The sequence below is a fragment of the Chryseobacterium sp. B21-037 genome (assembly GCF_028570785.1).
Lineage (GTDB): Bacteria > Bacteroidota > Bacteroidia > Flavobacteriales > Weeksellaceae > Chryseobacterium > Chryseobacterium proteolyticum.
Genome location: NZ_JALGCB010000001.1, coordinates 3,286,081 through 3,307,590, shown reverse-complemented (window position 1 = coordinate 3,307,590; position 21,510 = coordinate 3,286,081). Strand labels below are relative to the sequence as shown.

The following is a 21,510-nucleotide window of genomic DNA, read 5'->3' as shown; positions in this document are numbered from 1 at the left end:
AAATTGGTCAAAGAAAAATTACAATATATTTCCCAGGGAAATACAAAAGAAGAACAGGAATTGAATATTTACAGGGCTCTGGACGCCGGTGTAAAGTGGGTGCAGGTTCGTTGGAAAAACGCGCCTGGGAAAGAGCTTTTTGAATTGTGTGAAAAATCAAAATTACAATGTACCGAATACGGGGCAATATGTATTATTAACGATCACATACATTTGGCAGAACTCGTAGATGCTGATGGTGTCCATTTAGGATTAGATGATGATACAATCACTCAGGCAAGACAAATTCTGGGTCCTGAAAAAATAGTCGGGGGAACAGCTAATACATTAGAGGACGTCCTGCAAAGAATTGATGAATCTTGTGATTATATCGGTTTGGGGCCATTGCGGTATACACCGACAAAGGAGAAATTAAGTCCGGTACTGGGCTTTAAAGGGTATCAGCAACTGATCCGGGATTTAGAAAAAAGATCGGTTAAAATTCCTGCAATCTATGCAATTGGAGGTGTACGTCTTGAAGATGTAGAATTATTACAGGAAATTGGAATCCATGGAGTTGCTGTCTCCGGACAAATTACAGGCAGGCCGTCTGTCGTTAATGAATTTATAAAATCTTTCAAATGAATCATATACTAACAATTGCAGGAAGAAGTTTCGAATCAAGGCTATTTCTGGGAACGGGTAAATTCGGAAATCTGGCAGAAATGACGCAATCCATTATTGCATCAGAAAGCAATATGGTGACAATGGCACTGAAAAGAATTGATGCTCAATCTGAGGATGATGGTATTCTCACGGCACTGCAGCCCACCAATACCCATCTTCTGCCTAACACCTCCGGAGCCCGTACTGCCAAAGAAGCGGTACTAGCTGCGCAATTGGCCAGAGAAGCGTTAGAAACAAACTGGGTGAAACTGGAAATACATCCGGACCCTAAATATTTACTGCCGGATCCTATAGAAACATTATATGCAACGGAAGAACTTGCGAAGCTTGGGTTTATTGTAATGCCCTACATTCATGCTGATCCCGTTTTATGCAAACGGTTAGAAGACGCAGGGACAGCAGTGGTTATGCCATTGGGAGCTCCTATCGGAACGAACAAAGGTCTTCGGACGTTGGATTTCCTGGAAATTATCATTAGCCAGAGCAAAGTTCCTGTGGTAGTTGATGCAGGAATAGGAGCCCCATCTGATGCGGCAAAGGCCATGGAAATTGGTGCTGATGCCGTATTGGTGAATACTGCTATAGCCGTGGCAAAGGATCCGATCAGTATGGCAATTGCATTTAAGGAAGGGGTTATTGCAGGAAGAAGAGCTTATGAAGCCGGACTGGGCTCGATTAGTTCCCATGCTGAGGCATCAAGCCCCTTGACTTCATTTTTATTTGAATAAATCGTATTAGAATGAAAAATTTTGAGGAGGTTTTCACATCCTATGAGTGGAATGATATTAAACAAAAACTGGAAAATGTCACTTTATCCGATGTAGAATACAGCCTTCAGAAGAAGCAGAAAACATTAGATGATTTCCTTAATCTTATTTCAATGGCTGCGGCACCGAAATTAGAAGTGATGGCTGGCATGGCGAGAGCGATTACCCAAAAACGTTTTGGCAAAGTAATCCAGCTGTATGCACCTTTATACCTTAGTAACGAATGTCAGAACATTTGTACCTATTGTGGTTTTAGCTTAGACAATAAACTGAAAAGAAAAACACTTTCCGATACTGAGATTATGATAGAAGCAACGGTTCTGAAGGCGATGGGAGTAAATCATATATTGCTGGTAAGCGGTGAAGCGAATAAGACCGTAGGAATTGCCTACTTTCTGAATGCTGTTCGGTTATTAAAATCCCATTTTGCCAACATTTCTATCGAAGTACAGCCATTGTCAGAAGATGAATACCGATTACTCCATCAGGAAGGAGTTCATTCAATCCTTGTGTATCAGGAGACTTATCATCAGGAAGTGTATAAGCAGTATCATCCGAAAGGTAAAAAATCAAATTTTAATTTTCGTCTGGAAACACCTGACCGAATAGGAAGAGCAGGGATCCATAAAATGGGGTTAGGTGTTTTATTAGGATTGGAAGATTGGAGAGTCGATAGCTTCTTCAATGCAGCCCACATTGATTACCTGCAAAAGCAATATTGGAAAAGTAAATTTTCCGTATCATTTCCGAGATTACGGCCCGCTGAGGGAATCATAGAACCCAACTTCATTATGGAAGATAAAGAGCTTTTGCAACTCATTTGTGCTTACCGGATATGGAATGAAGATCTTGAAATTTCCATTTCTACCAGGGAGAATGAAAATTTCAGAAATCATATTGTATCTCTTGGAGCCACTTCCATGAGTGCCGGATCTAAGACTAATCCGGGAGGCTATGCTGTAGATCCTCAATCGTTGGAACAATTTGAAACCAGTGATGAAAGAAGCATGCAGGATATAAAAAATGTGATCAGGAATGCGGGATATGATCCTGTTATGAAAGATTGGGATTCTGTGTACAGTGGTTTTTAATAGAATGATCATGAATAGCGAAGAAATGTTTTCCAGATACAGCCGTCAAATTTTTATTGATGAGATTGGTACTTCAGGGCAACGAAAAATACTTAATGCGAAAGTGCTTGTTGTGGGGGCTGGTGGATTGGGGAGTCCTGTTATTCAATATTTGGCAGCGGCAGGAGTTGGCATTTTAGGGATCGCAGACTTTGATAAAGTAGAGCTTCATAATCTGAACAGGCAGATTATTCATAATGAAAAAAGTGTAGGGATATCCAAAGTGTCCAGCGCAGTACAATTTGTTGAAGCACTTAACAGGCATATTACTATTATTCCCATTGATGAAAAGATAGATCTTTCAAATGTTGAAAGGATAATTTCCAGATATGACCTGATTGTAGACGGATCAGATAACTTTTCTACACGGTATTTAATTAATGATGCTTGTGTGAGACTAAAAAAGCCGGTGGTTTATGGAAGTATTCTGGGCTTTTCCGGTCAGGTGGCAGTATTTAATTACAGAGAGAGTAAAAACCTGAGGGATCTTTTTCCTGAACCACCGGTGGATGAAGATACCCCGGATTGTGATAGTTTAGGTGTTCTGGGATCATTACCCGGAATAATAGGAAGTATGATGGCACATCTGAGCCTGAAAATAATTACAGATCTTCCTGTGAATACCAATCAGCTGACTTTGGTCGATACTCTGGACTGGAGATTTCGCACCATCGATTTTTAATTATATTGTTTTTAAATAAATCGGGCAATAAGAATATTCTTACTGCCCGATTTTATGATAATTGATATGTTGATGTAGTATTAAAAGACTATAACCTGATTATTTACTATCCTGCTGCATTACCCCTCCGTTATCCTCTTTCTTGCTGCTGTTTAAGATATTCGGATCCTCTTTAGCCAGTTTGTTTTTGGTTGGGATCTTGTAATTAATGGAAAGTCCGAAATTTCTTGTGTCATATTTTGTTCTCAAAGTAACCGCTTCTCCGGATGGCGGATTAGAACGGACCTGCATTACCTGTCCGTTAAAAATATCATTAGCAAAAACAGAAACAGTAAGACGGTTATCCAAAAACTTTTTAGTCAGTGTAATATCCAGTGAATTGCTGAATGGTTTTTCTGCTGTGAAGTAGAAATAACCTGCTTTTGGCGTCAGGTAGCTGTAGTTTGCTGTTAGCTTAATCTGTTTAGGCAGAATAAGTTGGGTCATCACATTGAAAATCCAGAATCCTTTGTTGTTTAAATTATCAATATCATGTTTCTGATATCCGGCATACAGATACATAAAATTGATTTTGTCTGGATTAAAATCAAACTTCATGATTTCGCTCATGGGCTTACTAAAAATCATGAAAGGGACAGGAAGCCCTACATTGAAATTGTGGATCCTCATGCTGGAAATGTTTATCTGCTCATTAAACAGGTTTTTTCCATTTTTTCTGATGATCTGTGCAACCTGATTTTTAGCTGAGCTTACACTATATCCGATGAATGCATAATCAAAGGCAGAAAGTTTTACTTCATAATTGTCAAAGATCGTAGGCTGCAGATTCGGATTTCCGGTAACCTGGGTATTCGGTCCCTGAAATGTAGTGTTATTGGGATTAAGTGCAGAAATACTTGGCAGACTGATCTTCTTGTTATAGTTTGCTGAAACAGAAACCTGATTCATAAAGCTGTACTGAACGCTTGCATTTGGAAATAATTTAAACTTATTAAAAGGGATCAGATTTTTCTGAACTATTGCACCGGTACTGTCAATCACCCTTGTAATTCCAGAGATGTCATAATTTTCAGCCCTTGATCCTAATGTGAAATCGAATTTTTTCAATTTAGCCTGGAACTCAAGATAGGTGGAAGCGGTCTGTCGTTGATAGTCCAGATTGGTCAAACCTCTGCTTTGGGTATCGAAGTTTTGTTTTTCATATAATCCACCGAAACTTACCTTTCCTCCATCAAGGATCTTGATTGGTTGCGAATAATCCACTTTAAAATTAGCAATTCTCATGTCAGATTCATTGTTCAGTAAAAGGCCATCCGAAAACCTTGGAAAGTTTTCGTTAGGATTGATGTAACTGATATCTCTGAAAATATTATTCTGATCAAATTTACTCGTTGATTTGGTATATCCGAACTGGAAATCCAGTTTTTGAGATTTATCACTAAAGCGTTTCTGATAGGTTATTACCGCTTCCTGTCTCAAATTATTCGTGTAAGCGGCATCAAATGCATGAAAATATCCTTCCCTGATACTGTCTTTAACAGGAATGTACGGTAGGTCAGCAAAACCGTTACTATCTGTGTAATTGCTGTTTTTATTATGATAGATATCGTAATTTAATAATAATCTGTCCTGTCCCAGATCAAATGTTAAGCCCGATTTCGCGAAATAACCACGGCCGATTCTATCCGTATTGCTTAATAATAAATCATTTTGATTCGAATTCAGCATACTTTCCCGATAGTTCTGTCCGATGTTCAGCTGCCATCCGAAATATTTATTACGGGCGTTTAAATTTAAAGAGTTGCTGGTTCTGCTTCTCAACTTACCGTAGTTGGTAAATGAATAATTTCCTGAATAAGTTGCCGTAAGATATTTATTGGCATTTTTGTTCGTAATGATATTCATAATTGCACCCCCGGAAGTTGCCGGGAATTCAGCGCCAGGTTGAGTGATCACTTCAATTCGGTCTACAGAATTGGCAGGCATCCCTTCCAAAAATGAATTGAGTTCATTGGAAGTAATGTTTAAAGGGCGTCCGTTAAGATAAACATCAAGGATCTTTCCCTGATACATCATACCGGCAATATCAGTAGACACCAGACCCGGAAGTTTTTTGATACCCTCTAAAACATTTCCGTTGTTCAGCTGGGGCTGTTCTGAAAAATCAAAAATAGTCCGGTCTGCTTTTTGTTCAACGGCTTTTTTAGTTTTGGTAATTACAACCCCTTCGATCTGCTTTTCCTTGACCTGGTTGTTGGTTTTTTCCTGAGCCTTTGTGACAATAATGCTTAAGGAAAATAAAACGAGTACAATTTTTTTCATAATGGTTTTTACTACTACTCAGTTAGACGTTTAAAATAAAAAAATGTTACAAGGAAAGTTTTTAGAGGGTTGTTTTATTCCATGAAATACCTCACAATAGAATATAATCATATTGCATCATCATACGGCTTGGTTTTGCGATTAATTTAAAAATTTTACAAATTATTTTTTTATTTGTAAAATAGTTATATCTTGTGCCTCACAATTATCAAGAATCTCATAGATGGGATAGCAACCTGCAAAACAAGCAAGGTGCTGAAATAGATAAGCCGGCAAGCTCCGGAAAAAATGTTTTTCTATTCATTCCCATCTTACAATTTTTGTTTAAAATTTAAAATCAATGTTTAAGAACAGGGAAAATTACAGCACAATGAATTTGACTTTTTGCCCGGCAGATATCGAAGCAAAGCTTCTGTATGCTGGTGATCACTCATGGCATTTCGTGATGTGTATGTGTTGTTGTTCTTAGCCTCTGGTTTCTATTAACTAATAAAACCGTTTATCATTTTTCTTTTAGCCTTGTGTTTTCAAGGTTACAGGATACTTTTTGCTTAAAATTTTAAGCAAACAAAAAAATTATAACAAAAATTTAAAAATAAAACACATGCGCCATTTTAAAAATAGAAGTATCATTGCTTCGGCCACTTTAATTTCGACGTTTTACTTCGCCCAGTCTGATACTCTAAAATCAAAAAAAATCGATGAGGTTGTTCTTCTCGGTTCAAGAGGATCAGGTAGATCATTAACAGATACTCCGGTTCCAGTAGACGTTATTAACATTTCAAAAATATTGAAACAAAGCCCGGTTAATAATATAAGCCAGGCTCTAAACTATATTGTCCCTTCTTTTTCCTCCACATCGCATACTGTAAATGACGGGACGGATTTTGTGGATCCTGCACAATTGAGGGGTTTAGGTCCCGATCAGGTTTTAGTTTTACTTAATGGGAAAAGAAGGCATCAGTCTTCACTCATCAATGTAACCCTTACACCAGGTAGGGGTTCGGTGGGAACAGATCTTAATGCGATTCCTGCTTTTGCTTTGGATAAAATTGAAGTGCTTCGGGATGGTGCTTCTGCACAATACGGATCTGATGCTATTGCAGGAGTTGTCAATTTAGGTCTTAAAAAAAGATTGGGGTTATCCGGTCAGTTATTTTTGGGAGGATATGCTTCACCGGTTACCAACAATTTTTCCGGTGGACTGGATGGAGAAACCATCTCTTTAGACCTGAATTATGGATTCAAACTTGGAAAACAGGGTTTCTTCAATATTACCACATCAACACAATACCGGGATCCTTATTCCCGAGCTGGTGTGAGGAATGGCGATATATACAATGCCTATAATGCTATTAACTACAGGGCTGCTCAAGATGGGATAGATATAGACGGGCTTTATAAGAATATAAATAATACTTCCAATAGCCAGCAAATTATCAATACGATTAAACAATATGCAACAAAAGTAAATTATTTTTCATCTGATTTACAGAATAAAATTGCAAACGCCAATAACATTTCAACTTTACAGGGTTTATTAGGAGGGGATGTTACCAATGATGAACTTGCATATAGAGGACTTCAACGGAAAGACTTCAGTATCAGGGCAGGACAGTCGAAACTACAATCAGCCCAGGTATATTATAATTCGGAAATTCCGATTAATGATGACTGGAAGGTGTATTCTTTTGGAGGATATAGCTACAGGCTGGGGAATGCCGGAGGTTTTTTCCGTTTGCCTAATACCGAGAGAAATATCAATTTTATAACACCCAACGGATATCTGCCACAGATTGAGTCTACCATTAATGATTATTCATATGCAGCTGGGATCAAAGGAAAATGGAATGACTGGAATATAGATCTCAGTAACACTTTTGGAAAGAATACTTTCAAGTTTGGAGTTGTTAATACTTTTAATTCTTCATTGGTCAACAACTCTCCAAGAAGATTTGATGCAGGTGGACTTGAGTTTTTGCAAAACACCCTAAACCTTGACTTTTCCAAAAAGTATGATGTATTGCATGGGCTGAACATTGCATTTGGAGGGGAATACCGTTATGAAAATTATAAGGTGAATGCCGGTAACGAGAATTCTTATGCCTCTTATGATATTTATGGAAATGTAGTGACCGTAAATACTCCAAAAAATGAGCTTGTGACTGATTTTTTTGGCGTAACAAGACCTGCCGGTTCCCAGGTATTTCCGGGATTTAGTCCGGATAATGCTGTTTCCGGAAATAGAAATAGTGTGGCCGGATATGTAGATGTGGAGCTGGAACCAACGGATTGGTGGCTGGTAGAAGGTGCTTTGCGCTATGAAAACTATTCAGACTTTGGATCTACCTTTAATTATAAACTAGCGACTAATGTGAAGTTGGCTGATAATTTTAATTGGAGAGGTGCTGTTTCTACAGGTTTTAGAGCCCCTTCATTAGCCCAGATCTATTATAGCTCAACATCAACCTTAATTCAACAGGGCAATACTACCCAGGTAGGAACTTTTAGGAATAATTCCGAGGCTGCACAGGCGCTTGGGATTCCAAAACTGAAACAGGAAACCTCCCAGTCGTACAGTACAGGACTTACTTGGAAAGCTCCAAATTTGAATCTTGTGGTTACAGCAGATGTTTATTATATTAAAATTAAAGATAGAGTAGTGCTCACTGATTTGTTTTTCAGGCCTAAAGGTACTAGAGGTGTAGATTTTCCTGAAGGATCGGATCAGGCGATTCTGCAGAATGCTTTTGACCTTGCAAGAGCTAGTGCCGCCAACTTTTTTGCGAATGCTGTGGATTCCCAAACCAAAGGGCTTGATCTTACCATTTCCCAGACATCCAATTTAGGTTCAGGAATTAACCTGGAAAATAACTTTGGGCTCAATCTGAATCAGACCAGAAGAATAGGAAATATTCATGCCTCCCCAAAATTAGTTAGCCAGATAGACAGTTACTTTTCTGAGCCTAACAGGATTTACTTTGAAGAAGCTGTACCCCGTGTAAAAGCAACTCTATCCAATAATCTTAGAGTTTCCGGATTTAATATTTTATTGAGGAATTCTTTCTTTGGAAAAGTAACCGACGCTGATGTATTGGATGCTAATTTTGATGGTGTAGTAGGAAAACAGGAACACTTTGTATTGAATAATCGTTTTGTAACAGATCTTTCAGTAGGCTATGACTTCAGTAAAAATATATCTGCAACCATTGGAAGTAACAATATATTCAATGTGATGCCTTCTAAAAATCCACTAATCAATTCCCTGACAGCAGATAATCAGTTTGTATACTCCAGACAGGTTTCCCAATACGGTATTGGAGGGCGATTTCTGTTTGCAAGGGTAGAATTTAAGTTTTAAATGCTCTGGAAGCTTTGAAGCATAAAGCCATATAAATAAAGGCAGAGATTTCAACTTAAATCTCTGCCTTTATATTTATAAAGAAGAAAATTCTGTGAATTCATATTCTGCAGAGCAGGTTAAAAGTTGTCTGAGGACTGCTGCATGTCCGTTTCCTATGATTACTAGAATTCTGTCGTCACTCTGATGCGGAATATTCTGTATATTACGGAATATTCTCAGATTCCTGCTATACCAGTTCATGGCAAGTACATCAGCTCCGTCATAATCCCTTAATTTAAAATCTCCACTCAGATAAGCGCCATATCCATATTCGTGATATTCTTTGCTGTTAAGATATTGGAAGGTGTTCATAAGTGAGCTAAAGTTTTTTGCTTCTGAATGATTATAGAAATCAGTAAAGTTTTGAGAAATAGGGTCGTCACTTTTATAATCATATCCCTCTGTAAGTTTCTTAAAATACAGTGAGTCAGTCTTTCCAAACTTTTCCATAAGGTCTTCTAATACGGAAGAGGCGTCTACACTGAATAGTTCATTGATCTTCAGTTCATTGGCAATTCTCATGGCAAGCTGGTATCGTTCGTCTCTTTTATCATGGTGTTTTCCTTCATTATACTCTTTGAGTTTTTGATTGGCGTTCCATTCGGGTGAAGCTTCAATAGCAATCTTTGTTGGCCTGAACTTCTTAATATAATTTACCAGATCGATAACCTCTTTGGATGTTTTAGGAGATAGTACATCGATCTGGTCCTGTTTTTTGATTTTGTGGGCATCCAGATTAGGATAATCAAAATGGAATGAACCAACTACTAATACTTTTGTTTTGGGGGAAGGGAAGAAATCTGATGGTTTTTTTTGGGCCTGAACAAAGCAGGAAAATAATAGAAGAGTGTAAAGAAGTGTTTTCATGATATTTTATTACTATTATTAAAACAACTTATTATATAGATTTATTACATATTCCTATAAAAATTGAAGGTTATCATATAAAGTATACATATAGATAATAAAAAAACATCCCGACCGGGATGTTTTTTTATTATCGGGGCATAAATAAATTTATGCCTCTTGCTGTTTAATAAGATTCAATGCTGAACCAGCTTTGAACCAGTCGATTTGTTGATCATTATAGGTGTGGTTAGCCATAATAATATCCTTGGTTCCGTCAGCATGTACAAATTCCAGTGTTAATTGTTTTCCGGGAGCAAACTGATCTAAATCTAAGAAGTTAACAGTGTCGTCTTCCTGGATTTTATCATAATCTGCCTCATTAGCGAAAGTTAATCCCAGCATCCCTTGTTTTTTAAGGTTGGTTTCGTGGATTCTTGCAAATGATTTTACCAATACTGCTTTTACACCAAGATGTCTCGGCTCCATTGCTGCGTGTTCTCTTGATGATCCTTCACCATAATTCTGGTCACCCACAACGATGGTAGGAATACCTGCCGCTTTATAAGCTCTTTGAACAGCCGGAACTTCCCCGTATTCACCCGTTAATTCGTTTTTAACATGGTTTGTTTCCATATTATAAGCATTTACTGCTCCGATTAACATGTTATTGGAAATATTATCAAGGTGTCCTCTATATTTTAACCATGGTCCAGCCATAGAAATGTGGTCGGTTGTACATTTTCCAAAAGCCTTGATTAAAACTTTAGCTCCTGTAATATTTTTACCATCCCATGCAGGGAATTCTTCTAATAACTGAAGTCTGTCTGATGTAGGGCTTACTTTTACTACCACTGAAGAACCATCTTCAGATGGAGCCTGATACCCATTGTCATCTACAGCAAACCCTTTTGCCGGTAGCTCAGATCCTTTCGGTTCGTCTAGTTTAACCTGATCTCCATTTTCTGCAGTAAGCGTATCGGTAATAGGATTAAAGTCCAGTCTTCCTGAAATTGCTACAGCAGCTACCATTTCCGGTGAAGCTACGAAAGCATGCGTATTCGGGTTACCGTCCGCTCTTTTTGCAAAGTTCCTGTTGAAAGAGTGAATAATAGAGTTTTTCTCTCCTTTATCAGCTCCCTCTCTGTCCCATTGCCCTATACAAGGTCCACAGGCATTTGTAAAGATTCTTGCGTTTTCAAATTTTCTGAATGAATTTAAGAAACCGTCTCTTTCTGCAGTGAATTTCACCTGCTCAGATCCCGGATTGATACCCAAAATAGCTTTAGGTTTTACTCCTTTTGCTACAGCATCTTCAACAATAGAAGCAGCTCTTGACAAATCCTCATAAGACGAATTGGTACAAGAACCGATCAGTGCCCATTCAACCTCTAAAGGCCATCCGTTAGCTTCTGCCTTTGCTCTGAACTCAGAAACAGGAGTTGCTAAATCTGGAGTAAATGGTCCGTTTAAGTGCGGAGCCAGCTCAGAAAGATTGATTTCAATTACCTGATCAAAATATTGTTCAGGATTTGCATATACTTCGGCGTCACCAGTAAGGTGTTCAGCAATTTTATCAGCAGCATCCACAACATCCTGTCTTCCTGTAGCAGCCAGATATCTTCTCATGGAGTCATCATACCCGAAAGTAGAAGTGGTAGCTCCAATTTCAGCTCCCATATTACAGATGGTTCCTTTACCTGTTGCAGAAAGAGATTCTGCTCCTTCTCCGAAATATTCCACGATGCATCCGGTTCCTCCTTTTACAGTAAGAATTCCTGCTACTTTTAAGATCACATCTTTTGCAGAAGTCCAGCCACTCATTTTACCGGTTAATTTTACACCGATTAACTTAGGCATTTTAAGCTCCCATGCCATTCCTGCCATTACGTCTACAGCATCAGCACCACCTACTCCGATGGCTACCATCCCAAGTCCTCCTGCATTTACCGTATGCGAATCAGTACCAATCATCATACCGCCAGGGAAGGCGTAATTTTCCAGTACTACCTGGTGGATAATACCGGCTCCAGGTTTCCAGAAACCGATTCCATATTTATCACAAACAGAACTCAAAAAGTTGAAAACTTCAGAGTTTTTATTAATACCTTCCTGTAAATCTGCTTCTGCACCTACTCTGGCCTGGATCAGGTGATCCGCATGGGCAGTAGAGGGAACGGCAACTTTGGCTTTGCCGGCTTGCATGAACTGTAAAAGTGCCATTTGTGCTGTTGCATCCTGCATAGCTACTCTATCTGGAGCAAAATCTACGTAAGAGCTTCCTCTTTCATGTGCTGTAGTTGCATTTCCTTCCCAAAGGTGGGTGTATAAGATTTTTTCAGAAAGTGTAAGAGGTTTTCCAACGATTTGTCTTGCCGCAGCAATTCTTTCAGGGTAACGCTCGTACACCTTTTTGATCATATCAATGTCGAAAGTCATATCTATTTTAATTTTTCTTTTTCAATTTTTTTTCCGGATTTAATTTAAAAATAAGAAGCGGAAATTCTTCGATTGCAAATCATCAAATACTATTCCTACCTTCCAAAAATGGCATAAATAAGATGAATCATTACTATTTTTAATACCTATCAAGTTAAGGAAAAAATAAATTTTGAGCTGTTGACCTAGGTTAAAATAATTCTATTCACTCTTAAATGGAAAGATTCTAAATAAAAAAGAAAGGTTTCAATCCAATAGATTGAAACCTTTCTTAAATTATTATATAAAAGAGTCTTTCGACTTATTATTTCAAGCTCTTAATGACCAACCTGAACAAGTTCTTTAATAGGTGGAGCAAATTTAGTAAGGTCAATACCTTCAACTGCTGCTTTATATTCATCTATATTAGGAATTCTTCCAATGATAGAAGATAGAACGACAACAGGTGTTGATGCAAGCAGAGATTCTCCTTTTTTACGTTCTGAATCTTCAACTACTCTTCCCTGAAAAAGACGGGTAGAAGTTGCCAGTACAGTATCTCCTTTAGCTGCTTTTTCCTGATTACCCATGCAAAGGTTACATCCCGGACGTTCAAGGTACATTACGTTTTTATATTCTACACGGGCTTCTCCCTTAGGAGCATTATCATCAAATTCGAAGGCAGAATATTTTTCCAGTAGTTCCCAATCCCCTTCAGCTTTAAGTTCATCAATTATGTTATAAGTGGGAGCAGCTACTACAAGAGGAGCATTAAATTCTACTTTACCTTGCTGTTTTTCAAGGTTTCTTAGCATTTGGGAAACAATTTTTAAATCTCCTTTATGAACCATACATGATCCTACAAATCCAAGATCTACCTTTTTCTCTCCTCCGTAATAAGAAAGAGCTCTGATGGTATCATGTGTATATCTTTTGGAAACGTCTTCATTGTTTACGTCAGGGTCAGCGATCATCGGCTCTACAATAACATCAAGATCTACAACAACTTCAGCGTAATATTTAGCATTCGCATCAGGAGTTAAAGCCGGTTTTTCCCCGGATCTGATCTCTGCAATTCTTTTGTTTGCTTTATTGATCAATCCCTGAAGAACCTGATTTTTATTATCCATTCCTTTATCGATCATAATCTGGATTCTGCTTTTTGCGATTTCCAATGATTCGATCAGGGTATTGTCTTCAGAAATGTTGATGGATGCTTTTGCTTTCATTTCAGCAGTCCAGTCTGTAAAGGTAAATGCTTGATCAGCAGGAAGAGTTCCGATGTGGACTTCAATAATTCTACCCTGGAACACATTTTCTCCACCGAATTGTTTCAGCATCTGAGCTTGTGTTGCATGAACCACATCACGGAAATCCATGTGTTCTTTCATGTTTCCTTTAAAGGTAACTTTTACAGATTCAGGAATCGGCATAGATGCTTCACCTGTGGCTAAGGCAAGGGCTACTGTTCCAGAGTCAGCCCCGAAAGCAACACCTTTAGACATTCTCGTGTGAGAATCACCACCGATGATAATTGCCCATTCGTCTACCGTGATATCATTAAGAACTTTATGAATTACATCGGTCATTGCATGATATTCACCTTTAGGATCACGGGCTGTAATCAATCCGAACTCGTTCATGAACTTCATAAGTTTAGGAATGTTTGCCTGAGCTTTTTTATCCCATACTGAAGCGGTATGACATCCTGATTGATATGCACCATCTACTACCGGAGAGATCACTGTAGCCGCCATCGACTCAAGTTCCTGAGAAGTCATAAGACCTGTTGTATCTTGTGATCCAACGATATTTACCTGTACACGAACATCAGAACCTGCATGTAATACTTTACCTGGTGTTGTTCCAACAGCATTTCTGTTGAATATTTTTTCTACTGCCGTAAGGCCTTGCCCTTCATGGGAAATTTCTTTTGAAGGAGCAAAAACAAGAGGAGTTTCTATTCCTAAAAGTTGTGCAGCGAATGTTTGAAGTTTTTTACCAAAAACAATGGCATATGAGCCTCCGGCTTTAATAAACTCCATTTTCTGAGGTGTGAGAGCCTTCGAAATATCAATAAGCTCCTGATCACCTTTATATAATTTTTTCTCTTTAATGTTGATTGTAAGTACAGTTCCTGTAGCTACAGAATAGGCTTCCTCAAGGATTGGCTCACCATTTTCATTACGAAGAGGATTGCCATTTTCATCCAGTTTTTTCACCCAGTTTTTAAGGTCGATACCTATACCTCCTGTAACATCTACGGTTGTAAGGAATATGGGAGAAATACCATTTGTACCTCCAACGATCGGGGCAATATTTACAAACGGTACATATGGACTTGCCTGCTTACCTGTCCATAAAGCCACATTATTTACTCCGGACATTCTTGAAGAACCTACACCCATAGTACCTTTTTCTGCAATAAGCATTACGCTTTTGTCAGGATGCTGTGCCTGCAGAGCTTTGATTTCTTCCTGTGCCTGAGGCGTGATCATACACTTACCATGAAGCTCACGGTCAGATCTGGAGTGAGCCTGGTTACCCGGAGAAAGTAAGTCTGTTGAGATGTCACCTTCACCGGCAATATAAGTAACAATCTTGATTTCGTCAGCAATCTCTGGTAATTTTGTGAAAAACTCAGCTTTTGCATAGCTTTCAACAATTTCCTGTGCGATTTCATTACCATTATTGAATGCTTCTTTCAGACGGTTGGTATCTGCGTCATATAGGAAAACCTGTGTTTTAAGAACGTTTGCTGCTTCTTTTGCGATAGAAATATCATTTCCTAAAGCAAGATCAAGGAGTACTTCAATCGAAGGACCACCTTTCATGTGAGATAGAAGCTCAAAAGCAAATGCAGGTGATATCTCCTCTACCACAGATTCGCCCAGAATGATTTCTTTTAAAAATTTTGCTTTAACACCTGCTGCACTGGTCGTTCCCGGAAGGGTATTGTAGATGAAAAACTTAAGAGAATCTGCTCGGTCTGCATTAGCCGGGTCTTTAATTTGTGCGATGATTTCGCTTAGCAATTCTGCACCATCAATCGGCTTTGGATGAAGCCCCTGGTTTTTTCTTTCCTCAATCTCTTTGATGTAATCCTTATAATTATTCATATAGAAGTCTTTTCGATATTAATTAAAGGTAGATTGATAACGCCACTTTTCCTTACCAGTCAGAATTAAACCATAATATGCCGTTTTTGAGCTTTGCATTTTGATATGTAACACGGACCAGTTAAAATAAGTACAATCTACATTGCTTTTATAAAATGAAAGATAATGTTTCATGCCAAAGCTAAGTATAAAGGACCTTATCGAAAAGTGTAAATGGCTTACCTGTAGTCTGTCTTGCCGCAAAAACTCTCTTTGTAACGTTGGAAAACTTTCTGATCATGTCAATATCAAATCTTGTATTCCAAAGACGTTTTAAAATTATCAAACATTTAAAAATGCTCCCAAAAGTACGAATTTTTAATATTTTATAAGGATGAAATTATTTAGATTCTTTATAAATATGATTTTTATATTTTCTATTTTGGCTGTACTTTTGCAAAAAATAAATGATGAAAGTGAAAAATGTAATGGGTCTGCTATCCCTTTTTATTTCGATTTTTGTTTTTTCACAGGCTAAATCTGTGAAAAAATATCCGGTTAAAAAAGTTTCCAAAGCGGTTGTTAAAAAAGCATCCGAACCAAAAATCAATCCCGATCTGGTTGTTATTAATGACGAGATTCCTGTTCTGATTCCACAAAAGAAGGATGGCAAATTCGGTTATGTCAACCAAAAAGGAAAATTCATTATTCAGCCTGAATACCATATAGCTGTTTTTTTTGCTGAAGACTGTAATTTACTGTATTCCCCTAATGAAAAGGTCAGAAAATTCGGAACAAAAGAATATGCTACAGTTGAAAAAGATCTGATTTCTTATAGAATAGATCAGACCGGAAAAAGAGTATATCAGTACAAAAATTCCGATCTGGGACAATGTAAGATGGAATTTAAACAGCAACAATATCAGGCCTATATTTTAAATGGCTTTTACGGAATTATTGAACCTTCAAAATTTATGAATGCTGCTGATTACAGAGAATATCAGATCTATCCTCAATATGAATATCTGCATATCATGGAAGGAGATGATGTTTCTGATCCTATGATCGTCGCTTCTCATAATGACCGCTTTGGAGTAATTGATGTTCATAATAAAATTGTGATCCCTTTTGAGTATTCCAATATTAAAAGAAATTTCAGTTGGAAATTGGGAAAGATGTTTGAAGTAACAAAAGATGGAACAAACTATTATTATATAGATTCGAAGAATAAAGCGTACTAAGCAATGTGAGCCCCGGGTATCCACATGCCTCTCCCATCTCATATATTTTTTGTAATTTCGCGGCTGAAATAAAGGGGTGCTTTTACAGGCTGAGATTATACCCACTGAACCTGGAACAGGTAATGCTGTTTAGGGACGCTCCGGCTTTTGCCGGAATTGTATAATATCTTATTGATCCCCTTTTATTCATTAAATTTTAAAATTTATAGAATGAAAGGATTATTTTTTTTAGGGCTTACTGCCAGTTCAATGGCTTTCTCCCAAACCCAAAATACAGATTCCTTAAAAATCAAGGAAATTGAAGCGGTTAATTTTACCAGGAGACTTCCCGTTGCAAAGGAGATCATTAATGTACAAAGAGACCTGGACAGCAGGAACCTCGGACAGGATCTTCCCATACTTTTAAAAAATCAGACTTCTGTAATTTCCACTTCAGATGCCGGAAACGGGGTGGGATATACTGGTTTTAGAATTCGTGGAGTTGCTGGAAGGGGAATAAATGTTATGATGAATGGAGTTCCGTTTAACGATTCGGAGAGCCAGGGTACTTTTTTTGTGAATGTCCCGGATTTGACAAGCTCGGCATCACAGATTGTGATTCAGAGAGGAGTAGGAACTTCCAATAATGGGGTTTCGGCTTTCGGTGCGAGTATCAATGTTATATCCAAAGATCCGGAAGATAAGTTTTATGTAAAAACAGATGACAGTTACGGGTCTTTTAATACCTATAAATATTCTGCTGAGGTAGGTTCCGGAAAGTTTTGGAATAATCGTCTGTCATTGATGGGTAGGTATACCCACATCAGTTCTGACGGATATATTGACAGGGCTTCATCAAGATTAGATTCTTATAATTTCACTGCCTTATTTGAAGAAGGAAAAACAAGGGTTCGTCTGATGGCTTTTGGAGGGAAGGAGAAAACATATCAGGCCTGGAACGGGATAGACAGGAAAACATGGGAGACAGATCCGAAGTTTAATTATTCAGGTGCAATTTATGGCGCTGATGGGAATATCACAGGTTTTTACAATAATGAAACTGATAACTACAGGCAAGATCATTATCAGTTATTATGGGAACAGGGGTTTAATGATCATTGGAATTTAGAGACAACTTTGCATTATACCAAAGGAAAAGGGTATTATGAAAATTATAAGCAGGGAGATCCGTTTTCAAGGTATAATTTACCCAATATCATAGAAGGAGGGCAGACCATAGAAACATCAGATTTTATCAGAAAGAAATGGCTGAACAATGATTTTTACGGAATTGTTTCAACCCTTTACGGAAAATACGAAAACCTGGATCTTAATTTCGGTGCCGTGGCAAATCAGTACTATGGAAGACATTATGGGAATGTGACGGGTGTGTTCTTTCCTATTGATGAGCATGAGTATTACAGAGGGCGTTCGGTAAAAAATGAGGTGGCAGGATTTGCAAAAGCTTTGTTTAGGGTCAATGATTTTGAGTTCTTTGGAGATTTGCAGCTTAGAAATATTGACTACGATACAAAGATTTTATTGGAAGGTGATGATGAAGGTGCTAATATCAAGAAAAACTGGTTGTTCTTCAATCCGAAAGCAGGGATAAACTACAGAATAGGAAATGGTAAAATATTTTTATCCTATGCACATGCTCAACGGGAACCGAACCGGGACGATCTTATTGCCAATAATGAAGTAAAAGCTGAAAAGCTTCATGATTTCGAAGCAGGGTTTGAAAAACAGCTTGGTATTATTTCATTGACGGCTAATTTGTATTATATGTATTATGTAAATCAGCTGGTGCTTAACGGAGAACTGAATAATGTTGGAGCTTTTATCCGTACAAATTCGGGTGAAAGCTATAGGAGAGGTATCGAGATAGGGGCAGTCGCAAAAGTTTCAAAGCAATGGGAGATTTCAGGGAATGTTAGTTTAAGTCAAAACAGGAACCAGGACTTTAAAATAGAAAATAAAGCGGTTGTTAAAGAATTGGGAAATACACAGATCTCGTTCTCTCCAGATGTTGTTGCTAATCTGGGATTAAAATTTAATCCTGATAAAAATTTCCAGTTTTCATTGATGAATCAATATGTCGGAAAACAATATCTTGATAACACTGAAGATCCGAATTTACAGCTTAAGGATTACTTTCTTACCGATTTTAATGCACAATATCAGCTCAGGATTGCCAACAATGATATTGCTTTAAAGCTTTTGGTTAATAATATTTTCAATAAAAAATATGTCAATAACGGTGCTGTGTATGGCGGTGAGCCGTATTATTTTTCACAAGCGGGAATTAATTTTATGTTTGGAATAAGTTGGAAAATACAATAAGAATAATGTAAAAATAGTTGCTGTTTTTTTTGAAATATGCAAAAAAGATATCTAAACTTGGAAATTATACATGATAAGGCTGCTCAGGCAGTCTTTTTTTATCCAAATAAATGTCATAAAAAGTCCTGAAAAAGTTATAAATTTGCTGCCAGATGAATATTTCAGCTTACATTCTAGAATATCTGAAACAATTTGGTTCTGTTACAGTTCCAGCGTTTGGCGTGTTTTCTCTGGAGAACTCAAAAGCGATTATTAATTCTGAAAACGGAAGTATACTTCCTCCCTCCAGTCAGATAGCCTTTGCATCAGATTATGAGGTGGAATCAGAAGAACTGGTATCCTTTATAAGTAGTCAAAAACAAATTTCAATTGAGTCTGCACAGAATGAATTGCAAATTCAGACTGATTTCTGGAAGAAAAAACTCCAGGCGGATCAGATTTTGGAAATTCAGAATCTGGGAACAATTTTTATTGAAGATGGTGAGCCCCATTTCAAAGGAAAAAGACTGGAGTCCAACCATCCTGAATATTATGGCCTGGAAGAGATCAGGCTTTCGGATATTAATAGTGCACAGAAGCCTTTGGTTTCAGAAAATAAAGAGAGCGATTATAAATTTAATAAATCCATTCTTTGGATCTTTCTGTTCATTATTCCTGTTTTAGGAATTTTGTATGTAGCATTCTCACAGCAGGAACTATTGTTTGGGAAAAAATCATTCGATAGTGTTTCTGTACAGACAAAAACAAGAAGAATAGTAAAAGACACGGTAAAGATTAAAAAAGATTCTGTTCAGATGAAAACTTTAGATTCCCTGAAAAAAGATTCTTTACCAAAGCAGATTGAAAAAGGAGCAAACCTTAAAAACACTCAAAACAACACTAAGGCAACATGGCAAAAAAAATAAAAAAGGCGTCGGAATCCCTGACGATTATGACTAATATTGTTCTTCCCAATGAAACAAATTCTTTAAGAAACCTTTTTGGTGGAGAGCTTTTGGCAAAAATGGATCGGTGTGCCTCAATTTCGGCTGCAAGACATTGTGAAAGAAGAGTAGTGACAGCATCCGTAAACCATGTTTCTTTCAATCATCCTATTCCTGAAGGTGGAGTAGTTGTTCTGGAATCAAAAGTTTCAAGGGCATTTTCTACTTCCATGGAGGTGTATGTTGATGTTTGGTTGGATGATCCCATCAATCAAAAGAAAATGCATACCAATGCAGGTATTTATACGTTTGTTGCAGTGGATGAATTTAATCGTCCGATTCCTATTCCTGAAATGATTCCTGAAACAGAAGAAGAAAAAGAAAGGTTTGCTGCTGCTTTTCGTAGAAAAGAACTTTCATTGATTCTTTCCGGTAGAATGAAACCTCTGGAATCGGTGGAGCTTAAAAAGCTTTTCCAGGAACCGAAATAAATACGAGTAAACAAGTGGTTGGTACAAACTTGACCACTGATTTTTGCCAACATATGATCAAAAATTATGAAAGCAGGTATTTCTGAGAATGAAATATTCGGAATTGCATACACAGTGATTCTAATTGGTGTTATTGGTTAATAAAATTTGTGTCATCAGTGTTTAAATATTATGAAAATCCTTCTTTTAGATAAAAATCATCCCCTTATCACGGAGCAGCTTCTCGCAAAAAATTTTATCCTGGAAGAAGACTTTACGTCTTCTTATGATGAGGTTTGTAAAAAAATTCATCATTATGACGGTGTGATTATAAGAAGCAGGATTCCTTTGGATAAGCACTTCCTTGAAAAAGGGAAAAAGCTGAAGTTCATTGCAAGAGTAGGAGCAGGAATGGAGAATATTGATATTCCCGCCGCTGAAAAGTTGGAAATTCAGCTGATTAACTCCCCGGAAGGAAACAGGGACTCCGTGGCAGAGCATGTTGTAGGAATGTTGCTGATTCTTATGAATCGCCTGTTTATAGCTTCCCAGGAAGTGAAAAACGGAATTTGGCTGCGCGAAGAAAACAGAGGTGACGAATTGCTAGGAAAAACTGTTGGGCTGATTGGTTATGGAAATATGGGGAAGGCGACTGCTAAAAGACTTTCCGGTTTTGGCTGTACTGTGATTTTCCATGATATTTTACCCGGTCTTTCTGATGAATACGCTACACAGGTTTCTTTAAAAGACCTGAAGGAAAGGGCTGAAGTTTTAAGCTTACATATTCCCTTGACCGACGAATCTTATTATCTGATCGATGGACCGTTCATTTCCGATATGAAAAATGATTTCTATTTTATAAATACGGCAAGAGGGAAAAATATAGAAACGAAAAGTTTAGTTGAGGCTTTAAAAGCTGGGAAAGTAAAAGGGGCATGTCTTGACGTATTAGAGTATGAGAAATCTTCTTTTGAAAACTTAGAGGCAGGGGAAAATGAAGACCTGCAATATCTGCTGGAATCAGAAAAAGTAATTGTAACACCGCATATAGCGGGATGGACGCATCAAAGCAAAGAAAAATTGGCCCAGGTTATTGTGGATAAGATTGTCGCTAGGTTCGCTGGTTAAGAGTAAAACAATAATAAAAAAGTGCTATCAATTGATAGCACTTTTTTATTATCAATATACTGTAAAAAGAATAAAACTGACAAATATCATAGGC

The 21,510-nt window shown here is 37.6% G+C and carries 15 protein-coding genes and 1 riboswitch; of the genes, 10 read left to right on the top strand and 5 right to left on the bottom strand.

Annotated elements, in window-relative coordinates:
- Positions 1 to 3 precede the first annotated feature (3 nt).
- From MTQ00_RS14645 to MTQ00_RS14630, 4 genes are read left to right on the top strand one after another with little or no spacing between them, the layout of a single operon-like run.
- On the top strand, positions 4 to 624 hold the full coding sequence (locus MTQ00_RS14645) for a thiamine phosphate synthase (protein ID WP_273649999.1): 621 nt from the start codon (positions 4 to 6) through the stop codon (positions 622 to 624).
- Entirely contained in the window at positions 621 to 1,394 is a 774-nt protein-coding gene (locus MTQ00_RS14640) for a thiazole synthase (RefSeq protein WP_273649997.1), read from the top strand. The genes MTQ00_RS14645 and MTQ00_RS14640 overlap by 4 nt, the downstream gene beginning before the upstream one ends.
- 11 nt (positions 1,395 to 1,405) lie before the next feature.
- On the top strand, positions 1,406 to 2,524 hold the full coding sequence (thiH, locus tag MTQ00_RS14635; protein WP_172281225.1) for a 2-iminoacetate synthase ThiH: 1,119 nt from the start codon (positions 1,406 to 1,408) through the stop codon (positions 2,522 to 2,524).
- 10 nt (positions 2,525 to 2,534) lie between these two features.
- Entirely contained in the window at positions 2,535 to 3,245 is a 711-nt protein-coding gene (locus MTQ00_RS14630; protein WP_273649994.1) for a HesA/MoeB/ThiF family protein, read from the top strand.
- Between the two features lie 99 nt (positions 3,246 to 3,344).
- On the opposite strand, the gene MTQ00_RS14625 is transcribed toward MTQ00_RS14630, so the two are convergent.
- On the bottom strand, positions 3,345 to 5,567 hold the full coding sequence (locus MTQ00_RS14625) for an outer membrane beta-barrel family protein (protein WP_273649992.1): 2,223 nt from the start codon (positions 5,565 to 5,567) through the stop codon (positions 3,345 to 3,347).
- A 200-nt stretch (positions 5,568 to 5,767) separates the two neighbouring features.
- Positions 5,768 to 5,866, top strand: a riboswitch (SAM-I-IV-variant riboswitch).
- A 305-nt stretch (positions 5,867 to 6,171) separates the two neighbouring features.
- Between MTQ00_RS14625 and MTQ00_RS14620 the strand changes: the two genes are divergently transcribed.
- Entirely contained in the window at positions 6,172 to 8,928 is a 2,757-nt protein-coding gene (locus tag MTQ00_RS14620; protein WP_273649990.1) for a TonB-dependent receptor plug domain-containing protein, read from the top strand.
- A gap of 75 nt (positions 8,929 to 9,003) precedes the next feature.
- On the opposite strand, the gene MTQ00_RS14615 is transcribed toward MTQ00_RS14620, so the two are convergent.
- From MTQ00_RS14615 to MTQ00_RS14600, 4 genes are all read right to left on the bottom strand, one after another.
- Complete coding sequence (locus MTQ00_RS14615) at positions 9,004 to 9,837, bottom strand: DUF5694 domain-containing protein (protein WP_273649988.1); 834 nt, start codon at positions 9,835 to 9,837, stop codon at positions 9,004 to 9,006.
- 150 nt (positions 9,838 to 9,987) lie between these two features.
- Positions 9,988 to 12,255 (bottom strand): aconitate hydratase, encoded by a 2,268-nt coding sequence (locus MTQ00_RS14610; RefSeq protein ID WP_273649986.1) that lies wholly within the window; start codon positions 12,253 to 12,255, stop codon positions 9,988 to 9,990.
- Between the two features lie 317 nt (positions 12,256 to 12,572).
- Positions 12,573 to 15,353, bottom strand: a complete 2,781-nt coding sequence (locus MTQ00_RS14605; protein WP_172281214.1) for a bifunctional aconitate hydratase 2/2-methylisocitrate dehydratase — start codon at positions 15,351 to 15,353, stop codon at positions 12,573 to 12,575.
- 181 nt (positions 15,354 to 15,534) lie between these two features.
- Positions 15,535 to 15,678, bottom strand: coding sequence for a hypothetical protein (locus MTQ00_RS14600; protein ID WP_172281212.1), 144 nt, complete (start codon positions 15,676 to 15,678; stop codon positions 15,535 to 15,537).
- A gap of 121 nt (positions 15,679 to 15,799) precedes the next feature.
- Between MTQ00_RS14600 and MTQ00_RS14595 the strand changes: the two genes are divergently transcribed.
- From MTQ00_RS14595 to MTQ00_RS14575, 5 genes are all read left to right on the top strand, one after another.
- Positions 15,800 to 16,573, top strand: coding sequence for a WG repeat-containing protein (locus MTQ00_RS14595; protein ID WP_172281210.1), 774 nt, complete (start codon positions 15,800 to 15,802; stop codon positions 16,571 to 16,573).
- A gap of 210 nt (positions 16,574 to 16,783) precedes the next feature.
- The gene (locus tag MTQ00_RS14590) at positions 16,784 to 18,895 is read left to right on the top strand and encodes a TonB-dependent receptor (protein ID WP_273649983.1); all 2,112 of its coding nucleotides are present in this window, start codon (positions 16,784 to 16,786) and stop codon (positions 18,893 to 18,895) included.
- Positions 18,896 to 19,047: 152 nt separating this feature from the next.
- Positions 19,048 to 19,800: a hypothetical protein gene (locus MTQ00_RS14585; protein WP_273649981.1), complete on the top strand. Its 753-nt coding sequence runs from the start codon at positions 19,048 to 19,050 to the stop codon at positions 19,798 to 19,800.
- Complete coding sequence (locus MTQ00_RS14580; protein WP_273649979.1) at positions 19,785 to 20,309, top strand: acyl-CoA thioesterase; 525 nt, start codon at positions 19,785 to 19,787, stop codon at positions 20,307 to 20,309. The genes MTQ00_RS14585 and MTQ00_RS14580 overlap by 16 nt, the downstream gene beginning before the upstream one ends.
- Before the next feature lie 171 nt (positions 20,310 to 20,480).
- A complete protein-coding gene (locus MTQ00_RS14575; RefSeq protein ID WP_273649977.1) occupies positions 20,481 to 21,416 on the top strand; it encodes a 2-hydroxyacid dehydrogenase in 936 nt (311 codons plus the stop codon).
- Positions 21,417 to 21,510 lie beyond the last annotated feature (94 nt).

Excerpts from the sequence above, each read along its gene's own strand:
- MTQ00_RS14605 (WP_172281214.1), bottom strand. The coding sequence starts at position 15,353 with ATGAATAATTATAAGGATTACATCAAAGAGATTGAGGAAAGAAAAAAC.
- MTQ00_RS14595 (WP_172281210.1), top strand. The coding sequence starts at position 15,800 with ATGATGAAAGTGAAAAATGTAATGGGTCTGCTATCCCTTTTTATTTCG.
- MTQ00_RS14630 (WP_273649994.1), top strand. The coding sequence starts at position 2,535 with ATGAATAGCGAAGAAATGTTTTCCAGATACAGCCGTCAAATTTTTATT.
- MTQ00_RS14580 (WP_273649979.1), top strand. The coding sequence starts at position 19,785 with ATGGCAAAAAAAATAAAAAAGGCGTCGGAATCCCTGACGATTATGACT.
- MTQ00_RS14620 (WP_273649990.1), top strand. The coding sequence starts at position 6,172 with ATGCGCCATTTTAAAAATAGAAGTATCATTGCTTCGGCCACTTTAATT.
- MTQ00_RS14610 (WP_273649986.1), bottom strand. The coding sequence starts at position 12,255 with ATGACTTTCGACATTGATATGATCAAAAAGGTGTACGAGCGTTACCCT.
- MTQ00_RS14575 (WP_273649977.1), top strand. The coding sequence starts at position 20,481 with ATGAAAATCCTTCTTTTAGATAAAAATCATCCCCTTATCACGGAGCAG.
- MTQ00_RS14640 (WP_273649997.1), top strand. The coding sequence starts at position 621 with ATGAATCATATACTAACAATTGCAGGAAGAAGTTTCGAATCAAGGCTA.
- MTQ00_RS14625 (WP_273649992.1), bottom strand. The coding sequence starts at position 5,567 with ATGAAAAAAATTGTACTCGTTTTATTTTCCTTAAGCATTATTGTCACA.
- MTQ00_RS14615 (WP_273649988.1), bottom strand. The coding sequence starts at position 9,837 with ATGAAAACACTTCTTTACACTCTTCTATTATTTTCCTGCTTTGTTCAG.
- MTQ00_RS14585 (WP_273649981.1), top strand. The coding sequence starts at position 19,048 with ATGAATATTTCAGCTTACATTCTAGAATATCTGAAACAATTTGGTTCT.
- MTQ00_RS14590 (WP_273649983.1), top strand. The coding sequence starts at position 16,784 with ATGAAAGGATTATTTTTTTTAGGGCTTACTGCCAGTTCAATGGCTTTC.
- thiH (WP_172281225.1), top strand. The coding sequence starts at position 1,406 with ATGAAAAATTTTGAGGAGGTTTTCACATCCTATGAGTGGAATGATATT.